General features: G+C 68.6%; 10 protein-coding genes. 6 read left to right on the forward strand and 4 right to left on the reverse strand.

Translation table 11 applies throughout. The annotated features are described in order from the left end of the window. Positions 1–2 precede the first annotated feature (2 nt). The 3 genes from ABD188_RS07415 to ABD188_RS07425 all read right to left on the reverse strand — a co-directional run bounded on the left by ABD188_RS07415 (position 3) and on the right by ABD188_RS07425 (position 8,014). Complete coding sequence (locus ABD188_RS07415) at positions 3–2,609, reverse strand: ATP-binding protein (protein WP_344060025.1); 2,607 nt, start codon at positions 2,607–2,609, stop codon at positions 3–5. Between the two features lie 83 nt (positions 2,610–2,692). Beyond that, entirely contained in the window at positions 2,693–5,320 is a 2,628-nt protein-coding gene (locus ABD188_RS07420) for a DUF4062 domain-containing protein (RefSeq protein ID WP_344060027.1), read from the reverse strand. 69 nt (positions 5,321–5,389) lie between these two features. Beyond that, on the reverse strand, positions 5,390–8,014 hold the full coding sequence (locus ABD188_RS07425) for a DUF4062 domain-containing protein (RefSeq protein WP_344060029.1): 2,625 nt from the start codon (positions 8,012–8,014) through the stop codon (positions 5,390–5,392). A 315-nt stretch (positions 8,015–8,329) separates the two neighbouring features. Here ABD188_RS07425 and rpoB point away from each other — a divergent pair, with 315 nt between their 5' ends. The 3 genes from rpoB (at position 8,330) to ABD188_RS07440 (ending at position 16,680) form a co-directional block, all read left to right on the forward strand. Next, positions 8,330–11,821 (forward strand): DNA-directed RNA polymerase subunit beta, encoded by a 3,492-nt coding sequence (gene rpoB / locus ABD188_RS07430; protein ID WP_344060030.1) that lies wholly within the window; start codon positions 8,330–8,332, stop codon positions 11,819–11,821. 63 nt (positions 11,822–11,884) lie between these two features. Further along, positions 11,885–15,796, forward strand: coding sequence for a DNA-directed RNA polymerase subunit beta' (locus tag ABD188_RS07435; RefSeq protein WP_344060032.1), 3,912 nt, complete (start codon positions 11,885–11,887; stop codon positions 15,794–15,796). A gap of 266 nt (positions 15,797–16,062) precedes the next feature. Next, positions 16,063–16,680 carry a hypothetical protein gene (locus ABD188_RS07440; RefSeq protein WP_344060034.1) on the forward strand — a complete coding sequence of 206 codons (618 nt, stop codon included), beginning with the start codon at positions 16,063–16,065 and terminating at the stop codon, positions 16,678–16,680. Positions 16,681–16,710: 30 nt separating this feature from the next. On the opposite strand, the gene ABD188_RS07445 is transcribed toward ABD188_RS07440, so the two are convergent. Continuing rightward, on the reverse strand, positions 16,711–17,307 hold the full coding sequence (locus ABD188_RS07445) for a hypothetical protein (RefSeq protein ID WP_344060036.1): 597 nt from the start codon (positions 17,305–17,307) through the stop codon (positions 16,711–16,713). Positions 17,308–17,446: 139 nt separating this feature from the next. Here ABD188_RS07445 and ABD188_RS07450 point away from each other — a divergent pair, with 139 nt between their 5' ends. The 3 genes from ABD188_RS07450 to ABD188_RS07460 all read left to right on the forward strand — a co-directional run bounded on the left by ABD188_RS07450 (position 17,447) and on the right by ABD188_RS07460 (position 19,639). Then, positions 17,447–18,373 carry an ABC transporter gene (locus tag ABD188_RS07450; RefSeq protein WP_344060038.1) on the forward strand — a complete coding sequence of 309 codons (927 nt, stop codon included), beginning with the start codon at positions 17,447–17,449 and terminating at the stop codon, positions 18,371–18,373. Then, entirely contained in the window at positions 18,374–18,874 is a 501-nt protein-coding gene (locus tag ABD188_RS07455) for a hypothetical protein (RefSeq protein WP_344060040.1), read from the forward strand. It begins immediately after the preceding gene. A gap of 108 nt (positions 18,875–18,982) precedes the next feature. Continuing rightward, positions 18,983–19,639 carry a spermidine/putrescine ABC transporter substrate-binding protein gene (locus ABD188_RS07460; RefSeq protein ID WP_344060042.1) on the forward strand — a complete coding sequence of 219 codons (657 nt, stop codon included), beginning with the start codon at positions 18,983–18,985 and terminating at the stop codon, positions 19,637–19,639. Positions 19,640–19,791 lie beyond the last annotated feature (152 nt).

A 19,791-nucleotide genomic window follows, 5' to 3' on the forward strand; every position in this document is an offset into this window, starting at 1 on the left:
CCTCACCACTCGGTCAGGGACTGCTGCACGGCGGCGGCTTCGGCTTCCGGAAGCGCGAGCGCCACCGCTTCGGCGACCGTCAGCTCGGCACCGCGGCGTTCGCCGGCGGCGACGGAATCCGGAGCGACGGCACGGATCGCGTCGAGCTGCGGCGTGTGGACGCGGAAGGCCTCCGCGTCGAACACGCCGATGCGATGACGGATGGCGGCGGCCACCGCCGACAGTGTGCCGGCGCGTGCGCCCTCGCCGCGTGCGGCTGCGACGGCGCAGAGTCCCTCGAGTCCGTACGCGATGCCCTCCTCGTGGTGCAGCCGGATCGAGACGAGGAGCGTCCGGATGCAGCCGTCCTCGGCGGCATCCACCTCACCGCGAAGCAGCAGCAGCCGGGCTTGATGGTTGCCGGCGACCGACAGGGTGAACAGGTCGCCGCTCGCCTCTGCGATCTCGGTCGCGCGGTTGAAGCGGGCCAGCGCCTCGTCGGGCTGGCCGACCAGCCACGCGAGGCGCCCACGAGAGACCTCGGTGATGCCCTCCGCCCACGTGTTGCCGAGCGCGTGCAGTCGTTGCACGGCCTCGGTGAGCTCGAGGTCCGCCGTCTTCACATCGGGCATCGGCAGGGTCAGGCGTGCCGTCGCCCGCGCCGCCAGGGCCATCGTCGAGGCATCCTCGTCGCCGCTCTCGGCGAACAGTCGGACGCACTCGCCGATCCCGGCGACCACCCCGTCCGACGGGCGCTGCCACATCTCGCCCCACAGCGCGAAGAACCAGGCGACCGCCCTGGTGTGCTGCGTGATCGGGCGCTCCTTGCCGAGCAGCTCGAGCATCCACACCCGCACCTCGGCGAAGAACCCGGCGATCCACCAGTAGATCAGCAGGCTCCAGGCGAAGTCGCCCGCGTCATCGAGCCGGTCGGTGTAAACGAGGTGCCGCACCGCGGCCCGCAGGTTCGGCAGCTCGAGACCCAGCTGGGCGACGGCATCCGCCTGGCCGGCCCCTCTCAACCCGGGCGCGACGCGCGCCACGAAGCCGCGATAGTAGTCCGCATGCGCGGCGCGGACGACGTCGGCGTCGCCGCGGGCCCGAAGCCGTCCGATCGCGTACTCGCGCACGATCGCGAGCAGCGAGAACACCGACCTGCCGTCGATCTCGGCCTGCTTGACCAGCGAGGCATCGACGAGGGCGGCGAGGCTCTCGAGCCCTGTGCCGTCCCACGATCTGCCGACCCCGACGGCTTCGACCGCCTCGAGGGTGAAGCGGGTCGCGAAGACGCCCAGGTCGTCGAGCAGATCGCGATGGATGTCGGGGAGCAGGCTCACGCTCCAGTCGATCGCCGCCCGGATCGTCCGATGCCGCTCGGGCAGGTCGCGCGCGGCCGCCGTCAGCAGCGGCAGGGTCTGCTCGAGACGGTCGGCGATTCCGCGCGGGTTCAGCAGGCGCACTTTGGCCGCGGCGAGCTCGATCGCGAGCGGCAGTCCCTCGAGCCGCCGGCAGATGTCCGCGATGTCGGCGGCGTTCTCTTCGTTGATGGTGAAGCCGGGCTTCACCGCGCTGGCGCGATCGACGAACAGCATGCACGCCGACGACCGCAGGGTGCGGTCCAGACTCGGTGACGCGGTGGCATCGGGGGTCGGCAGACTCACGACGTCGTAGACCTGCTCGCCGCGGATCCGCAGCACGACCCGGCTCGTGACGAGGAACTTTGCGAGCGGCGCCGCGGTGGACAGGCGCACCAGGACGGGCGCCGATTCGACGATCTGCTCGAAGTTGTCGAGCACGACGAGCACGCGGCGCCCCGCGAGGGCATGCGCGATGCGCCCTTCGAGAGCGGCTTCTCCGTTGTCGCGGATGCCGAGCGTGTACGCGATCGTCGGCACGAGAAGGCCCGGCTCGAGCACGCCCTCCAGAAGCACGAAATACATCCCGTCGGGGAACAGATCCTTCGTGGCGCGGGTCGTCTCTATCGCGAGACGGCTTTTTCCCACCCCGCCGGGGCCGATGAGGCTCACGATCCGGGTCTGGTCGCGCTCGAGGATGGATCGGACGCGCGCGACATCGTCCTCGCGTCCGATCGTCGCGGTATACGGCACCGGGATGCGCTGCGGGGGCGATGCCGCGGACGCGGGCGACTCAGCGGAGTCCGTCCTTCGCGTCTCGTCGAAGCGCTCGGCGAGGAGCGTCGCGAGATCTCCGGCGACCTGCTCTTCGAGGCCCGCCGCCGTCTCGAACGGCAGGTAGGCGGCGGTGTCATCGGAGCGGATGCGCTCGATCAGGTCGAGCAGCCGCTCATCGCGGTGCTCGCTCGCCTTGATGTAGATGAGCTTCGGCATCGAGGCCGGCGCCAGGTTGTACTCGTCCTCGAGACCGGAGACCTCCTCGCCGGGAGCGACCCAGCCGTAGCTCTCGGCGTAGATGCCGACGAACACGTCGGACTGCGCGAGGTATGCCCGGTAGAGTGCGCGGGGCGGGTGGGGGCGGGCGCCGAGTTCGAACATGACCGGTGCGAGGCGGAGTCGCTCGATGGCCGTGCGCACCGCGCGCCGTTCGTCGGCGAGCTCGCGCAGCGTCGAGCTCACGAACACCCGGAGTCGCTGGTCCGGCGTCCGGATCACCGTTGCTTCCCTGCCCGTCATGCCTGGCCCCACGGCGATAGCGTCCTCCCTCTGAGCCCCCGGCGCCACCGGTCCAACTGCCCTCACGTCTCGTCCGGCTGCCCCGGTGGGTGCGCTTGATCGTCCTCGGGCAGCGCGATGGCGACCGCCTCTGCGATGTCGAGGTCGGCGCCCGCCCTCTCGCCGGCAGCGAGGCCCTCCGGATCGCGCTCTCGAAGAGCGGCGAGCGGCATCGGGTGCACCATGAACGCCTCGACGTCGAACACCCCGATCCGCTGGCGGATCGCCCCAGCCGCCACCGAGAGCGCACCGGCACGCCAGGACTCGCCGCGGATGGCGGCGACGGCGCACATGCCCTCGAGTCCGTACGCGATCCCCTCCTCGTAATGCAGCCGCGTCGAGAGGCGCAGCAGTTCGGCGAACTCGTCTTCGGCGTCGGCGACCTCGCCGCGGAGGAAGTTCAGCCGTGACCGCAGGACGCCGGCGACAACGACCGTGAAGAGGTCTTCGCCGGCCTGGGCGATCTCGGTGGCGCGATCGAAATGCGCGAGCGCCTCGTCTATCCGGGCCGTCGCCCAGGCGAGGCGGCCGAGGGATACCTCGGCGATGGCCTCGCCCCACGTGTTGCCGTGATCGTGCAGAGTCGCCACCGCGCCGTTCAGCTCCGCCACCGCGGCCGCGATGTCGGGATCGGGGAACTGCATGCGGGCGGTCGCGCGTCCCGCCGACGCCATCGCCGCGGCCTCGGCATCCCCGCTCTCGGTGAACAGCCGCACGCACTCTCCCAGACCCTCCACCATGTGAGGCGACGGATGCTGCCACAGCTCGCCCCAGAGCACGAAGAACGTTGCGGCGGCCCGGGTGCGCGCGGTGATGGGCTGCTCCTTGCCGAGCAGCTCCAGCATCCACAGCCGCACTTCGGCGAACGAACCAGAGAGCCACCAGTAGATGAGCAGGCTCCATGCGGCGTCGGCGGCATCGTCGAGCCGGTCGGTGTAGATGAGGTGCCGCACTGCGGCACGGATGTTCGGAAGCTCGAGTTCGAGCGCCATCACGGCATCGGTCTGTCCGCGCCCGCGCAGCTGGGGAGCGAGGCCCTTCACGAACTCTGCGAAGTAGTCCGCGTGCGCCGTGCGCATGCGATCGGCGTCGCCCCGGGCTTTGAGCCGCTCGATCACGTACTCCCGCACCACCGCGAGCAGTGAGAACGATACGTTGCCCGCGACCTCGGATTGCCTGACGAGTGAGCCGTCGACGAGCGAGCTGAGCGCCTCGAGCGCCTGCCCGTCCCACGATCGCCCCACGCCGATGGCCTCCACCGCCTCGAGGCTGAAGCGAGTGGCGAAGACCCCCAGACCCTCGAGCAGGTCGCGCTCGATGTCGGGGAGCAGACTCACGCTCCAGTCGATCGTCGCGCGCATCGTGCGATGCCGCTCGGGCACGTCGCGGGCGGTGGCAGTGAGCATCGGCAGGCTCTTCTCCAGCCGCTCGGCGATGCCGGCGGGGGTCAGCAGCCGGATCCTTGCCGCCGCGAGCTCGATCGCGAGCGGGAGGCCCTCGAGGCGCCGGCAGATGTCGGCGACATCCGCGGCGTTGGCGGGGGTGACGTCGAAGCCCTGTTTGACTGCCCGCGCCCGGCTTACGAAGAGCGCGACTGCGGATGATCGCGTGGCGCGATTGAGGCTCGCGGGAAGGTCGCCGGGAGGCGTCGTGAGCGGCTCGACCTCATAGACGCGCTCACCTCGGATCCGCAGCACGATCCGGCTCGTCACGAGGAAGCGAGCGTTCGGCGCGACCGAGAACACTCGCACCAGCGCGGGCGCCGCGTCGACGATCTGCTCGAAGTTGTCGAGCACGATGAGCACGCGCCGGTCTCCGAGTGCGCCGGACAGGCGCTCCAGGAGGGCTGACTCGCCGCTCTCGCGGATGCCCAGCGCGGCGGCGATCGTCGGCAGCAGCAGGTCGGGGTCGAGCACGGCCTCGAGGGCCACGAAGTAGGCGCCGTCGGGAAAGAGGTCCGCCGACGCGCGGCCCGCTTCGATCGCCAGCCTGCTCTTTCCGATCCCGCCCGGGCCGACCAGCGTGACCACACGATCGACGCCCCGCTCGAGCAGACTCCGCACGGCGGCGATGTCCCGCTCGCGACCGATCGTCGTGGTGCCGGGCTCCGGCAGGCGGGATGCGGGTGTCGCCGTCGGCTCGTCGGGCTCGGCATCGAGGCGGACACGCGACTGGTCGAAGCGTTCCGCGAACATCGTGGCCAGGTCGTCGCCGAGGCGGTCGTGCAGCTCCTCCGCGGTCTGGAAGGTGAAGTAGGCCGCCATATCGTCGTCGCGAATCCGGTCCAGCAGCACTTTGAGTCGTTCGTCGCGGTGGTCGCTCGCCTTGATGTAGATGAGCTTCGGCATCGATGGAGGCGCGAGGTTGTATTCGTCTTCGAGCCCCGAGACGTCCTCGTCGGGAGCGACCCAGCCGTAGCTCTCCCAGTAGATGCCGACGAACACGTCGCTCTGGTCGAGATACGAGCGGTACAGCTCGCGCGGTGGATGCGGGCGGGCGCCGAGCTCGAACATGACGGGGGCCAGCCGCATCCGCTCGATGGCGGCGCGCGCCGCACGTCGCTCGTCCGCGAGCTCGCGCAGTGTCGAGCTCACGAACACCCGGATCCGCTGATCGGGCGTGCGGATCACGGGGTGCTGAACCCCGCTCATGGGGACATCATGGCAATGAAAGCCCTCCCGCGCGACGCACCTGTCCGCGGCGGGTGTCGCCGGGGCGGATCACCACGGCGCCAGCGCCTGCTGGGCAGACACGTCGGCATCGGGCAGTGCCACGGCGTATGCCTCGGCGATGCTCATCTCGGCGCCTGCGCGCTCACCGGCGGCGACAGCCTCGGGGCTCGATTCGCGGAGCGCCGCGAGCGGCTGAGCGTTCGCCGCGAACCCATCGACGTCGAACACGCCGACCCGTTGCCGGACCGAGGTTGCGACGCCCGCGAGCGCGCCCGCGCGCCACGCGTCCCCCTGCATCGCGGCGATCGCGCTCAGTCCTTCGAGTGCGTACTGCGCGCCCTCGTCGTAGTGCAGCACGGCCGACAGCTGCATCGTGGTGCGGTATTCGGATGCGGCCGCACCGACGTCTCCGCCGAGCAGGTGCAGGCGGGCGAGGTTGTTCCCGGCCACGACGCGGGTGAACGTGTCGTCCTCCGCGACGCCGATGGCCGAGGCCCGCTCGAAGTGCGCGAGCGACTCAGGGAACGCCCCCCGTGCCATCGCCAGAAGTCCGAGGGCGACGTCGGCCAGCGCCTCCGCCCACCAGTCGCCGAGACGGTTCAGCGCTCCGCGGGCCGCCTGCAGGTCGGCCTCTGCCGCCGCCATGTCGAGATCGGGGAACCGCATCCGCGTGCTGCCCCGCGCGGCGAGGGCCATGGCCGCCGCATCCTCGTCGCCGCTCTCGGTGAACAGACGCGAGGCTTCGCCGAGACCATCGATGACCTGGTCCGACGGGCGCCGCCACATCTCGCCCCACATCGTGAAGAAGACCGCGATGGCGCGGGTGCGGGTCGAGATCGGATGCTGCTTCTCGAGCAGTTCGAGCATCCACAGTCGCACCTCGCTGAAGAACCCCGAGATCCACCAGTACACGATGAGGTTCCAGGCGTAGTCGCCGGCGTCGTCGAGCCGGTCGGTGTGGACCAGGTGGCGCACCGCCGCGCGGAGGTTCGAAAGCTCGAGCCCGAGCAGCCGGACGGCCTCGGGCTGCAGCGGGCCGCGCAGGTTCGGCGCTGTCCGGCTCACCAGGTCGGCGTAGAAGTCCGCGTGCGCCCGGCGCATGGCATCGGCCTCGCCGCGCGCTTCCAGGCGCCCGACGGCGTACTCGCGGACGATCGCGAGTAGCGAGAACGTCGACCTGCCGCCCAGATCGGTCTGCTTGACGAGCGACGCGTCGACGAGGTCGGCGAGGGCGTCGAGTACCTGCCCCTCCCACGTGCGGCCGGCGCTGACCGCTTCGACGGCGTCGAGCGAGAACCGCGTCGCGAACACGCCGAGGTCCTCGAGCATGTCGCGCCGCACATCGGGGAGCAGCCCTACGCTCCAGTCGATCGCGGCGCGCATCGTGCGGTGGCGCTCCGGCAGGTCACGCGACGCAGCGGTCAGCAGGGGCAGACTCTGCTGCAGGCGCTGGTCGATCGCCGCGGGATTGAGCGCCCGCGATTTCGCAGCGGCGAGCTCGATCGCGAGCGGGAGCCCTTCAAGCCGGCGGCAGATGCTCACGATGTCTGCGGCGTTGCGCTCGGTGAGCTCGAAGTCGGGTCGCACCGCCTGAGCCCGGTCGACGAACAGCGCCACGGCCGATGAGCGCAAGGCTCGGTGCACCGTCGCCGGCTCAGTCTCGGCGGGAGTCGACAGACCCTCCAGTTCGTACACCTGCTCGCCGCGGATGCGGAGCACGACGCGACTGGTGACGAGGAAGGTGGCGAGGGGTGCGGCGGTGTAGAGCCTGACGAGGACGGGTGCGGCATCCACGATCTGCTCGAAGTTGTCGAGGACGATCAGCACCCGCTTTCCGTCGAGGGCGCGGGCGATCCGGTCCTCGAGATCGACATCGCCGGCGTCGCGCACTCCGAGCGAGTAGGCGATGGTGGGCAGCAGCAGACCCGGCTCCAGCACGCCCTCGAGCAGCACGAAATGCACGCCGTCACGGAACAGGTCGGCGCTCGCCCGGGCGACCTCGATCGCGAGGCGGCTCTTGCCGATCCCGCCCGGGCCCACGAGGCTCACGAGGCGGTCGGCGCCCGCGGCGAGCAGATCGCGCACGCGACGGACATCCTCCTCGCGGCCGATCGTGAGGGTGTACGGGACGGGAACCCGGCCGGGGAGTGCGGCGGCGGGCACGGCGTCGGCATCGTCCGCGGCATCCTGCTGCGAAGCGTCGAACCGCTCCGCCAGCAGGGTCGCGAGATCGTCCGCGATCCGATCCTGCAGCTCGTCGGACGTGCTGAACGGCAGGTACGCCGCGTGATCGTCCGCCTGGATGCGAGCGATGAGGGTCTTGAGTCGCTCATCGCGGTGCTCGCTCGCCTTGATGTAGATGAGCTTCGGCATCGATGAGGGCGCGAGGTTGTATTCGTCTTCGAGCCCCGAGACGTCCTCGTCGGGGGCGACCCAGCCGTAGCTCTCCCAGTAGATGCCGACGAACACGTCGCTCTGCTCGAGGTACGAGCGGTAGAGCTCCCGTGGGGGATGCGGGCGGGCGCCGAGCTCGAACATCACCGGGGCGAGCCGCATCCGCTCGATGGCGGCGCGCGCCGCACGTCTCTCGTCCGCGAGTTCGTGCAGGGTCGAACTCACGAACACCCTGATCCGCTGGTCGGGCGTGCGGATCATGGGGTGCACCCCAGTCATGTGCAACATCATGAACCCATGCACCGTGATGCGTCTACGATCAGAGGCGGAAATCCGGTTGCGGTCGCGGTTATACCGCAGCATTCGCAACTCGTCAAGAATCCGACTGGACATACCGCGACATCCGCCGTATAGTAGGTAGTTGCGCTCTTGGATTCCCCCTGCCCTCATATGGTGGTCGGCTGTGCCTGCGTGCCCCCGCTTCTTCGCCGTGCGTGCGAAGCGGAGTGTGGCGCCAGGTTTCGGGGAACAACGAGCACTCCACCCTGACGACAAGGAATCGAGCCCCGCCCCGGGCCCACGGAGGTAATCCCCTTGGCTGCTGCGCGCAACGCAACCACCACCACCCCTAAGAACGGCCGCGGAGCTTCCCGCCTCTCGTTCGCCAAGATCTCCGACACGCTGACGGTCCCTGACCTGCTGGCGCTTCAGACGGAGTCCTTCGACTGGCTCGTCGGCAACGACGGCTGGAAGCAGCGCGTCGCAGACGCGAAGAAGGTCGGACGCACGGATGTGCCCGAGATCAGCGGCCTCGAGGAGATCTTCGAGGAGATCTCGCCGATCGAGGACCTGAGCGAGACGATGCAGCTCTCGTTCACGAACCCGTATCTCGAGCCCGAGAAGTACTCGATCGAGGAGTGCAAGGAGCGCGGCAAGACCTACGCCGCCCCGCTGTACGTCGAAGCCGAGTTCATGAACCACCAGACCGGTGAGATCAAGACCCAGACGGTCTTCATGGGCGACTTCCCGCTCCAGACCGGCAAGGGCACGTTCATCATCAACGGCACCGAGCGTGTCGTCGTCTCGCAGCTCGTCCGCTCGCCCGGCGTCTACTTCGACCGCACGGCCGACAAGACCAGCGACAAGGACATCGTCTCGGCACGCATCATCCCGAGCCGCGGCGCGTGGCTCGAGTTCGAGATCGACAAGCGCGACCAGGTCGGCGTTCGCATCGACCGCAAGCGCAAGCAGTCGGTCACCGTGTTCCTCAAGGCCCTCGGCCTCACGAGCGAGGACATCCTCGCCGAGTTCGCCGGCTTCGACTCGATCGAAGAGACGCTGTCGAAGGACACGATCCTCTCCAAGGAGGATGCGCTCCGCGACATCTACCGCAAGCTCCGTCCGGGCGAGCAGGTCGCCGCCGAGGCTGCCCGCGCGCTGCTGGACAACTTCTACTTCAACCCGAAGCGCTACGACCTCGCGAAGGTCGGCCGGTACAAGATCAACCAGAAGCTCGGTCTCGCCGGACCGCTGTCGGACTCCGTGCTGACCGTCGACGACATCGTCGCGACGATCAAGTACCTGGTCCGCCTGCACCGCGGCGACACGACGTTCGAGGGCCTCCGCGCCGGCAAGACGGCCGAGATCCGCCTCGACATCGATGACATCGACAACTTCGGCAACCGTCGCATCCGCGCGGTCGGCGAGCTGATCCAGAACCAGGTCCGCACCGGTCTGTCGCGTATGGAGCGCGTCGTCCGCGAGCGCATGACCACGCAGGACATCGAGGCGATCACGCCGCAGACCCTGATCAACGTGCGCCCCGTCGTCGCCGCGATCAAGGAGTTCTTCGGAACGTCGCAGCTGTCGCAGTTCATGGACCAGAACAACCCGCTCGCGGGTCTGACCCACAAGCGCCGTCTCTCGGCGCTCGGTCCCGGTGGTCTGTCGCGTGAGCGTGCCGGCGTCGAGGTCCGCGACGTCCACCCGTCGCACTATGGCCGCATGTGCCCCATCGAGACCCCGGAAGGCCCGAACATCGGCCTGATCGGCTCGCTCGCGTCGTTCGCGCGCATCAACGCGTTCGGCTTCATCGAGACGCCGTACCGCAAGGTCGTCAAGGGTCAGGTCACCGAGCAGATCGACTACCTCACCGCGAGCGAAGAGGACGACTTCATCGTCGCCCAGGCCAACGCGCCCCTCAAGGCCGACGGTCACTTCACCGAGGACCGCGTCCTCGCCCGCAAGAAGGGCGGCGAGGTCGACCTCTTCCACGCCGACGAGATCGGCTACATGGACGTCTCGCCGCGCCAGATGGTCTCGGTCGCGACATCCCTGATCCCCTTCCTCGAGCACGACGATGCGAACCGTGCCCTCATGGGTGCCAACATGCAGCGTCAGGCCGTCCCGCTGCTGCGCAGCGAGTCGCCGGTCGTCGGCACGGGCATGGAGGGCTTCGCGGCCATCGATGCCGGTGACGTCGTCACCGCTGAGAAGGCCGGTGTCGTCACCCAGGTCTCGGCCGACTACGTGACGGTCCAGCTCGACGAGGGCGGCACGCAGGACTACTTCCTGCGCAAGTTCGACCGCTCCAACCAGGGCACGAGCTACAACCAGCGCGTCGTGGTCAGCGAGGGCGAGCGGATCGAGGTCGGCGAGGTCATCGCGGACGGACCGGCGACGGAGAACGGCGAGCTCGCGCTCGGCAAGAACCTCCTCGTCGCGTTCATGACGTGGGAGGGCCACAACTTCGAAGACGCGATCATCCTCAGCCAGAACCTCGTGAAGGACGACACCCTATCCTCGATCCACATCGAGGAGTACGAGGTGGATGCCCGTGACACGAAGCTCGGCAAGGAGGAGATCACCCGCGATCTCCCGAACGTGAGCCCCGACCTGCTCAAGGACCTGGACGAGCGCGGCATCATCCGCATCGGCGCCGAGGTCCGCCCGGGCGACATCCTCGTGGGCAAGGTCACGCCGAAGGGCGAGACCGAGCTTTCGGCCGAGGAGCGCCTGCTCCGCGCGATCTTCAACGAGAAGAGCCGCGAGGTCCGCGACACGTCGCTGAAGGTTCCCCACGGCGAGCAGGGCACGATCATCGCCGTCAAGGAGTTCAACGCCGAGGACGGCGACGACGAGCTCGGCTCGGGTGTCAACCGCCGCGTCGTGGTCTACATCGCCCAGAAGCGCAAGATCACCGAGGGCGACAAGCTCGCCGGCCGCCACGGCAACAAGGGTGTCATCGCCAAGATCCTCCCGATCGAGGACATGCCGTTCCTCGCGGACGGCACGCCGGTCGACGTCATCCTGAACCCGCTCGGCATCCCCGGCCGAATGAACTTCGGCCAGGTGCTGGAGCTTCACCTCGGATGGATCGCCAAGCAGGGCTGGAAGGTCGAGGGCAACCCGAAGTGGGCTGCGCGCCTGCCCGACGAGGCCCGTCAGGCGGAGGCCGGCACCAAGGTCGCCACCCCGGTGTTCGACGGCGCCTTCGAGGAGGAGATCGCGGGTCTGCTCGACTCGACGACGCTCACCCGCGACGGCGATCGGCTCATCGGCTCCAGTGGAAAGACGCTGCTGTTCGACGGTCGCTCCGGCGAGCCGTTCCCGGCACCCGTGTCGGTCGGCTACATGTACATCCTGAAGCTGCACCACCTCGTCGACGACAAGATCCACGCACGCTCCACGGGTCCTTACTCGATGATCACGCAGCAGCCGCTGGGTGGTAAGGCGCAGTTCGGTGGACAGCGCTTCGGTGAGATGGAGGTGTGGGCCCTCGAGGCCTACGGCGCCGCATATGCGCTGCAGGAGCTCCTCACGATCAAGTCCGACGACATCCTCGGCCGCGTCAAGGTGTACGAGGCCATCGTCAAGGGCGAGAACATCCAGGAGCCCGGCATCCCCGAGTCCTTCAAGGTGCTCATGAAGGAGATGCAGTCGCTGTGCCTGAACGTCGAGGTCCTCTCGGCCGACGGCACGCCTGTGAACCTCCGCGACACCGACGACGACGCCTTCCGCGCTGCGGAAGAGCTCGGCATCAACATCTCCAGCCGCTTCGAGTCCTCGTCGATCGACGAGATCTGATACTTCGGCAAGCTCAGCAGCCGGCAAACAAGCAGAATTCCGACACAGGAGAACTGAGAACTAGTGCTCGAATCAACAACCTTCGATCAGCTTCGCATCGGCCTGGCTACCGCTGACGACATCCGTCGTTGGTCGTACGGCGAGGTCAAGAAGCCTGAGACCATCAACTACCGCACGCTGAAGCCCGAGAAGGACGGCCTCTTCGGAGAGCAGATCTTCGGACCTTCGCGTGACTGGGAGTGCGCCTGCGGCAAGTACAAGCGCGTGCGCTTCAAGGGCATCGTCTGCGAGCGCTGCGGCGTGGAGGTCACCAAGTCCTCCGTTCGTCGCGAGCGCATGGGCCACATCGAGCTCGCCGCACCCGTCACCCACATCTGGTACTTCAAGGGCGTGCCCTCGCGCCTCGGCTACCTGCTGGACATGGCGCCGAAGGACCTCGAGAAGGTCATCTACTTCGCCGCCTACATGGTGATCTCCGTCGACCAGGAGGCGCGTCAGCGCGACCTGCCGACGCAGGAGAACAACATCCGCCTCGAGCTGAAGACGCTCAGCGATCGCCGCGACTCGCGCATCGCCACGCGCCTCCAGAAGCTCGAAGAGGAACTCGCCGCTCTGGAAGAGGAGGGCGCCAAGGCAGACCAGAAGAAGAAGGTCAAGGATGCCGCTGAGAAGGACATGGCGGGCATCCGCAAGTCCTTCGACGACCAGATCATCCGTCTCGAGAAGGTGTGGGAGGACTTCCGCACCCTCGAGGTCGGCGCCCTGAAGGGCGAGGACGAGATCTTCCACGAGCTCCAGGACCGCTTCGGTCAGTACTTCGAGGCCTACATGGGCGCGGAGTCGATCAAGCGTCGCCTCGAGGCGTTCGACCTGGCCACCGAGTCCGAGAACCTGCACCTGCAGATCTCCGAGGGCAAGGGCCAGCGCAAGATCCGTGCGATCAAGCGCCTGAAGGTCGTCAACTCGTTCCTGCAGACCGGCATGAGCCCGGCAGCCATGGTGCTCGACGTCGTCCCGGTGATCCCGCCGGAGCTTCGCCCCATGGTGCAGCTCGACGGTGGTCGCTTCGCGACATCCGATCTCAACGATCTGTACCGCCGCGTGATCAACCGCAACAACCGCCTCCGTCGCCTGATCGACCTCGGTGCTCCCGAGATCATCGTGAACAACGAGAAGCGGATGCTGCAGGAGGCCGTCGACGCACTGTTCGACAACGGCCGCCGCGGTCGTCCCGTCACGGGCACCGGCAACCGCGCGCTGAAGTCGCTCTCCGACATGCTCAAGGGCAAGCAGGGCCGGTTCCGCCAGAACCTGCTCGGCAAGCGCGTGGACTACTCGGGCCGTTCGGTCATCGTCGTCGGTCCCCAGCTGAAGCTGCACCAGTGCGGTCTGCCCAAGCAGATGGCCCTCGAGCTGTTCAAGCCGTTCGTGATCAAGCGCCTGATCGACCTCGGTCACTCGCAGAACATCAAGGCCGCCAAGCGCGCCGTCGAGCGCACGCGTCCCGAGGTGTGGGACGTGCTCGAGGAGATCATCCGCGAGCGGCCCGTGCTGCTGAACCGCGCACCGACGCTTCACCGTCTCGGCATCCAGGCGTTCGAGCCTCAGCTCGTCGAGGGCAAGGCCATCCAGCTGCACCCGCTCGTCTGCGCCGCATTCAACGCGGACTTCGACGGCGACCAGATGGCCGTGCACCTGCCGCTGTCGGTCGAGGCTCAGGCCGAGGCCCGCGTGCTGATGCTCGCGTCGAACAACATCCTGAAGCCGTCCGACGGCCGTCCGGTCACCCTGCCCTCGCAGGACATGATCATCGGCCTGCACCACCTGACCACGGTCAAGGAGGGCGCCAAGGGTGAGGGTCGTGCGTTCGGCTCCGTCTCCGAGGCGATCATGGCCAAGGACGAGGGTTCCCTCGACCTGCAGGCGAAGGTCCGCATCCGCGTTCCCGGTCTCACGTTCCTCGAGGGCGAAGCGCCCGAGGGCTACAGCGACATCGTGAACGAGGACGGCAGCGTCGAGAAGAAGGGCCACGGCCTGCTGGACGCCTCGCTCGGCCAGGCGCTGTTCAACGACACGCTCCCCAAGGGCTACCCGTTCGTTCGCGAGCAGGCCGATAAGGGCAAGCTGTCGCAGATCGTGAACAAGCTCGCCGAGGAGTACCCGAAGGTGGAGGTCGCAGCGACGCTCGACCGCATCAAGGACGCCGGCTTCTACTGGGCCACCCGTTCGGGTGTGACCGTCGCTCTGAGCGACGTCCTCACGCCGCCGAACAAGGCCGAGATCGTCGGCCGCCACGAGAAGCGCGCCGCGAAGGTTCAGGGCCAGTTCGAGAAGGGTCTCACGACCGACTCCGAGCGTCGCCAGGAGCTCATCAAGATCTGGACCGAGGCAACCGACGAGGTTCAGGTCGCGATGCGGGCGAACTTCCCGGAGGACAACACCATCAACCGCATGGTGTCCTCAGGCGCTCGTGGCAACTGGCTGCAGATCCGGAACATCGCCGGTATGCGAGGCCTGGTGAACAACCCCAAGGGTGAGATCATCCCCCGTCCGATCATCTCCTCGTACCGCGAGGGTCTGTCGGTGGCGGAGTACTTCATCGCGACGCACGGTGCCCGCAAGGGTCTGGCCGACACGGCCCTCCGCACGGCTGACTCGGGCTACCTCACGCGTCGTCTCGTCGACGTCTCGCAGGATGTCATCATCCGCGAAGAGGACTGCGGCACCACCAAGGGACTCGAGCTGCCGATCGCGGCCATGGGTCCGGAGGGCAACCTCGTCAAGGACGCGAACGTCGAGAACTCCGTGTTCTCGCGCACCCTCGCATCCGAGGCGGTCGACGCTCAGGGCAACGTCCTGGCGCAGGCCGGCGAAGACGTGGGTGACGTGCTCATCGACAAGCTCATCGAGGCGGGCGTCGAGACCATCAAGGTGCGCTCGGTCCTGACCTGCGACTCCGCCGTCGGCGTGTGCGCGCAGTGCTACGGCCGTTCGCTCGCGACCGGAAAGCTCGTCGACATCGGCGAGGCCGTCGGCATCATCGCGGCCCAGTCGATCGGTGAGCCCGGTACGCAGCTGACGATGCGTACCTTCCACACGGGTGGTTCGGCCTCGGCCGACGACATCACGCAGGGTCTGCCCCGCGTGCAGGAGCTCTTCGAGGCTCGCACCCCGAAGGGCGCGTCGCCGATCGCCGAGTCCGACGGACGCATCTCGATCGACGAGACCGACCGTTCGAAGAAGGTCATCCTGACCCCCGACAACGGCGACGAGCCGCACGTCTACCCGGTGCTCAAGCGCGCGACGCTGCTGGTCGAGGACGGCCAGCACGTCACGGTCGGCCAGCCGATCCTGGTGGGCACGCTCGACCCCAAGGAGGTCATGCGAGTCATGGGCGCCCGCGAGGTGCAGCGTTACCTCGTGAACGGCGTCCAGGGCGTCTACCGCTCGCAGGGTGTGCCGATCCACGACAAGCACATCGAGGTCATCGTTCGTCAGATGCTCCGCAAGGTCACGGTCGTCGACCACGCCGACACGACTCTGCTTCCCGGTGAGCTCGTCGACTTCAAGCGCTACCAGGCGATCAACCGTGCCGCCGTCGGCGAGGGCAAGCGCCCCGCGTCGGGTCGTCCGGAGCTCATGGGAATCACCAAGGCGTCGCTTGCGACCGAGTCGTGGCTGTCGGCCGCCTCGTTCCAGGAGACGACCCGCGTGCTGACCCAGGCGGCCATGGAGGGCAAGAGCGACCCGCTGCTCGGTCTCAAGGAGAACGTCATCATCGGAAAGCTCATCCCCGCCGGAACCGGACTTGCGAAGTACCGCAACGTCGTGGTCGAGGCGACGGAAGAGGCCAAGAGCGAGCGGTACCCCAACCGCATCTTCGCCTCGGACGGCGCCTACAGCGACGCCGACCTGAGCTACGTCGACTTCGACAGCTTCTCGACGGACGACTTCACGCCCGGCACGTACAACTGAGTCACTGACTGAAACGAAGGGCCCCGGTTCGCCGGGGCCCTTCGTCGTTGTCTGAAGCCGGGCGGTCGGCGCCGCGCGCTGCGCTCGCGCCGTCGTCTTCCGGTAAGCGCTGTGCTGAGTTTCTGTCGCGGATGGCGGAAACGGCAAGCGGATGTGGGGGAGGGGCAGTCCGGATGCCGCCTCCAGCGGGCGGGATGCCACATCCCAGCGCGCCGAAGGGAGCGCCTCGCGCTCGCCGATCTACCGTTGAGGGGGGGGAGGCGGTCATGGCGCGGATCGGGGGTCGCAGCAGCTGGATCGCCGTGCCCGTGGGGCTCCTCTGCGCCGCGGTGGTGGCGGCGCTGATCTGGCTGGCGCTGCCGATGGTCCCGGTCGCCGTCAATTGGGTCGGCGACACGCTGCGTGCGGCATCCAGCCCCCCACCTCCAACCGCCGTGGAGGCGACGCCTGCCGAGCTCGCCATCGCATCCCGAACACTCGACTGCCGTGCGATCTATCCCGACAGCCTCTGGTCCGAACTCACCTGGCGCGCCGGCGTGCTGCTGAACCAGACCGCGGGACCGCCCGCGACCGCCGTCACGCCGCTCGCCGACGCGCTGCTGCCGAGCCCCCGCCTCACGTGCGCGTGGCGACTGGAGAGCGGGGGAGGGATCGTCACGACGCTCGCGGTCGTCGCTGACGATGCCGCGACGATCGCCGACGCGGCACTGCGCGGCCAGGGCTTCACCTGCTCGCTGCAGGAGGGAGTGCTGCGCTGCGTCCGCATCCTCGGCGACGTGATCGAAGAGCACACCGTCCGCGGAGACCTGTGGCTGTCGAGCATGGAGACGAAGTGGCATCCCGAGGACTACGGCCCGCGCATCGAGGCTCAGATCTGGGGCTGAGGGGACGCAACACGGGTGTGCGCTCCGAGGTCACCCGAAGACGCTCTCCACGATCGCCGCCGTGTAGCCACTGGGGGCGAGGCCGATGTACGCCGTATCGATCATGACGTCGTCGCGCCAGAACACGGTGCGGCCGTCCGTGACGGGGTAGTTCTCGTCCTCCCACGTCTTCTCGCACCGGGTGCCGCGGTCGGGGGTGTAGCAGGTGAAGCCCTCCTCGTCGGCGAGCTGGTTGAGGAGGTCCAGCGCGGGTCCGCGCGAGATCACCGAGATCGTCGTGGTGAGGCGGCCGGTATCCGTCTCGGGCGAGCCCCACAGGCACACCAGGCTCCCGTCGGCCTGAACCCCCACCTCGTCGCCGTAGGCAGGGTCGTTGAGGGGAACGCCGTCGAGCTCCGCGAGCACGTCTTCCGAGAGGATCGCACGGCAGTCGATCGGCAGCTGCACCTGGGCCGCGGGGGTGGCTCCGGGGCTGCGGGTTGCGATCGGCGTGGGCGTCGACGTCGCGGTGACTCTCGGAGTCACGGTGGGCCCCGCTTCGGGCTCGGGAGCGCATGCCACGAGGCTGAAAACGACAGCGGCGATGGATGCCGCGGCGGCGGCGTGACGGACACGTCGGTGTGACATGCGCCTACCTTAACCGCGGAGCGTGCCCGCATCCGTCCTCGCGCGCCGCGCAATCGACACGGCATGCCTCCGCGGTCGTGGACACCACGCGGGTTACCCTCGCAGTGCGGGGACGTGCCTCGCGTAAGGAGTGCATCCGATGAGTGACCCCAAGACGTCATACGGCGAGCCCGTCGAAGAGCCGCGCCCCGTGGACGACGTCGTCGGCCGCGCCGAGGAGGGCCTCGCGGATGCCGAAGCGGCCGGACGCGACGCGGTGGGCGAGGAGCCGGTGGTCGTCGAGCCGGTCGACACGACGCCGCCGGACGCAGCGCCGGTGGTCGACGCCGAGCCCGAGTACACGACCGCCGCCGACTACCAGGCTGCCTTCGGCTACGACGACGAGCCCGCAGCTGCTGCCCCGCCGGTCGCCACTGCCGCACCCGTCGCCGACGCGCCCACGGTGGTCGCCGCTCCGATCGTGGAAGCCGCCCCGGTCGTCGCCGCGGCGCCTGCGATGCAGCCGATCTTCGTCCAGGCCCCCGAAGCGCCCCGCCCGCGCGGCAACCGTGCCGCCGCCGGCGCGATCGGGGTCGTGGCCGCGCTCTGCTTCGCCGTCCTCTACGTGGCGGCATCCGTCGGGTTCGAGCTTCTCCGAGGTGACATCGCCATCGGGGACATCGTCGAAGCGTCGCTGCGCGCGCTGGGCACCTGGACGCTGTGGGTGACCGTCGCGGTCTTCTTCATCGCGTTCTGGCTGCTCGGCGCCATCGTCAACCGCGGTCGCTGGGGTGCGTGGGTGGTGTTCGGCCTGCTGGTCGGATTCGCCTCGTACGGCGGGCACCTGCTCGGAACGCTGTTCCAGGAGCAGTTCTGGATGATCACCGCGAGCGAAGGTGCGCGGATCATCGAGAATGAGCTGTACGCCCCGCTCGCGATCGCCGCGTTCATCATCGGCCGCGAGCTCACCATCTGGTTCGGCGCGTGGGCGGCCGCTCGTGGCAGGCGTGTCACCGAGCTCAACCTCGAGGCGCAGCACGAGTACGAGCGCACCCTCGAAGCGGGTCCGCAGCTCGTACGCCAGTAGGTGTCCGAGCGTCGGGAACCCGGCGGCAGTGTCCGTCCGCTCACGGCGCTCGGTTTCGCGACGGCGTCCTTCGTCGCGCTGCTGATCTTCGGTCTCGGCATGGTGAGCCTCGCGCTCAGCGAGGATGTCATCGCGACGCCGGGGCTCGGACAGGTGCCGGGGATCCTCGCGACCGTCTCGGCGACGGTCGGTTTCGCGGGGGCTCTGTGGGCGTCGATTCGGCGCAAGCGGCGTGACGAGACCTATCAGCCATCGTTCTGGGGAGCCGCCTGGACGGCGGCCACGAGCTACGTCGTCTACGTCGCGGCCATCTTCGTCGGCGCCGTGGCGACCGGAGCCGACCTCGCCGTGGCGGCGTCGGTGGCCGGTCGGATCGCGACGACCTGGTTCGGGGTGGTCGTCGCGGCGGCAGCACTCATCGCCGCGTGGGGCGGAATCGCCCTCGTTCGCACCCGGGCACAGCGGCCGCGCTGGCCGTGGGAAGACGAATTCGACGAGTAAGCCGCAGTGAGCGCGCACATCCCGGCCTCGCACCGGACCACGAGACCCCGCCCGAATGGCGAGCGCTGAATCCGGCCAGCGTACTTGTGCGGCACTACCGTTGTGGATGTGGAGCGGTCGCTCGAGACCCAGGTAAGCCAGGCGGTGGACGCCTGGCTCGCGTGGCTTCCCCGCTGGGAGCCCTCGACCCACCGTGGTCGCGTCGCTCCGTGCCGCCGATGCTTCGGCTCACCGGTGCTCTCGGCCGCCGGCCTCGGGGCCGATGTGCCGCACGGGGTGCAGCACGGGCTCTCCACACGCATCAAGACGATCGTCGATCGATCGGTCGCCGAGTACACCGCGCTGAACCTGCCGATGCTGCAGGCTGAGCTCGACCAGCAGGCGGCGCGCAACCGCGCCCGCAGCTATCGCCCGGCCGAGGGGCTCGAGCCCGAGTTCGAGGGCCTGCCCCTGGATCCCGATCCCGTTCCCGGCGCACCGTTCCTCTTCACGATCTCGGGACTGGCAGAAGAGGCGGATGCCGACATCCCGGCACTGCCGCCGCTCAGTGACGAGGCGAAGGCAGCCCTCCGGCAGGAGGTCGGCCTCGCCGACGACTACGCGAACATGGTCGGGCGTGAGGTGTGCACGATCCTCCTGCACCATCGCCTCCGCATCCAGAGCGCGATCGGAGAGTACGTCGAGCCGCAGATCGAGGCGATGCTCGAAGAGCTGACGCGGTCGCTCGACGCGCCATTCGATCCACGCGATCCACCGATCGGGTGACCGGGCCGAGACCGCCGCACCGCGCCACATCCGCCGATCGGCACACCGACCCTGAGACCGTCGATCCGGCTCTCCACACCTCAGGCGGCACACGGCAAGGTCAAAGGCTGGTTTGTTAGCATGGCCGAGTTTGCGGACGTCAACCGCGCGCA

The sequence above is a fragment of the Microbacterium pumilum genome (genome assembly GCF_039530225.1).
Lineage (GTDB): Bacteria > Actinomycetota > Actinomycetes > Actinomycetales > Microbacteriaceae > Microbacterium > Microbacterium pumilum.

Excerpts from the sequence above, each read along its gene's own strand:
- ABD188_RS07420 (WP_344060027.1), bottom strand. The coding sequence starts at position 5,320 with ATGAGCGGGGTTCAGCACCCCGTGATCCGCACGCCCGATCAGCGGATC.
- ABD188_RS07425 (WP_344060029.1), bottom strand. The coding sequence starts at position 8,014 with ATGACTGGGGTGCACCCCATGATCCGCACGCCCGACCAGCGGATCAGG.
- ABD188_RS07445 (WP_344060036.1), bottom strand. The coding sequence starts at position 17,307 with ATGTCACACCGACGTGTCCGTCACGCCGCCGCCGCGGCATCCATCGCC.
- ABD188_RS07450 (WP_344060038.1), top strand. The coding sequence starts at position 17,447 with ATGAGTGACCCCAAGACGTCATACGGCGAGCCCGTCGAAGAGCCGCGC.
- ABD188_RS07440 (WP_344060034.1), top strand. The coding sequence starts at position 16,063 with ATGGCGCGGATCGGGGGTCGCAGCAGCTGGATCGCCGTGCCCGTGGGG.